The sequence below is a fragment of the Actinomadura sp. KC06 genome, assembly GCF_004348735.1.
Lineage (GTDB): Bacteria > Actinomycetota > Actinomycetes > Streptosporangiales > Streptosporangiaceae > Spirillospora.
This window is the reverse complement of sequence record NZ_SMKT01000390.1, coordinates 1-1,247: the sequence shown is the minus strand read 5'-3', so window position 1 is coordinate 1,247 and position 1,247 is coordinate 1. Positions and strand designations below refer to the sequence as shown.

Sequence of the window (1,247 nt, the reverse complement as noted above, 5' to 3'; positions counted from 1 at the left end):
GGGCGGGGGCGCCGGTGCCGGGCAGCCCGAGCGCGGCGAGCAGGTCGCCGGTCGGGGTGCCGCCGAGCGTACCCGGCCTGGCGGGCGCCGGGACGCCCTTGCGCGGCGCGTTCGCCGTGCCGCGCACGTTGATGCCCCTGCCGGGCGGCTCGGTGCAACGGGCGCGGGTGTTGAACGCCGGCGCGGGCGACAGGTCGAGGCCGTTGCGGTAGTGCGTCCCGCCGTAGCCGCGGGTGCAGGGCTGCGGGTTGAAGAACGTGGTCACCAGGCCCAGCCGGATCTTGCCGCCGGCCACGATAGTGGAGCCCACGGCCGCGACCTTCGGCAGGTTGACGAGCAGTTCCTCGATACCGGCCTGGCGCGGCGCCGCCACGCGCGCGGTCGTCAGGAGGTTGGCCAGCAGCACGCCGAGGCCCGGATCGAGGTCGTCGAGCAGGCCGGACAGGGCGCTCGCCGCCCCGGGCCCGTACTCGATGACCTGGCGCAGGTCGCCGTCGGACGCGCGGAGCCGCGCGGCCAGCAGGCGGGAACTGGACGCGAACGACTTGAACGCCGCCGACATCTCGTTCTGCGTCCGCAGCACCGCCGCGCCGTTGTGGATCAGCGCGCGGGAGTCGGGGAACGCCCGGTCGGACGCCTCCACGAACCGCGAGCTGGTGTCGAGGAGCTGCTGGAGGTGCGGGCCCTGCCCGGCGAACGCGAGCCCCAGCTCGTCGATCAGGACCTTGGTGTCGTTCAGCGGGAGCGACGCGGCGAGGTCGTTGACGCTCTTCAGCGTCTCGTTCACCGGCGCCGGGGTCACGGTGACGCTGCGCGGGATCGTGGACCCCTGCGCCAGATACGGCCCGGAGTCGGCGCCCGGACGCAGGTCGACGTACTGCTCGCCCACGGCGGAGCGGTTCGCGACGACCGCCCGCAGGTTCTTCGGGATCTTCGGGGCCGATTCGTCGATGCGCAGCTCGGCGATGACGCCGTCGTCCGACAGGTCGAGCTTGCCGACCTTGCCGACGGTCACGCCCCGGTACGAGACGGCGGAGCCCTCGAACAGCCCGCCGGTGGTCGCCAGGTCGAGCCGGACGGTGTAGTACCCCCGCATCCCGACGTAGCGCCCGAGATCGGCGTAGTTGACGCCGAGGTAGCCGACCACCAGGGCCGCGATGAGGACGAACGCGACGATCTTGACGCGGGTGACCGCGGTCAGCATGTCAGTTCCCCTCCCCGAGCGTCGGCAGCGGCAGCGCGGGCTC

1 protein-coding gene is annotated in these 1,247 nt (G+C 73.3%); it reads right to left on the bottom strand.

Translation table 11 applies throughout. From position 1 onward, the window contains the following. Nucleotides 1-1,204, bottom strand: a 1,204-nt coding sequence (locus E1287_RS43270) for an MlaD family protein (RefSeq protein WP_131971966.1), incomplete at its 3' end; no start/stop codon positions are given. Nucleotides 1,205-1,247: the final 43 nt, after the last annotated feature.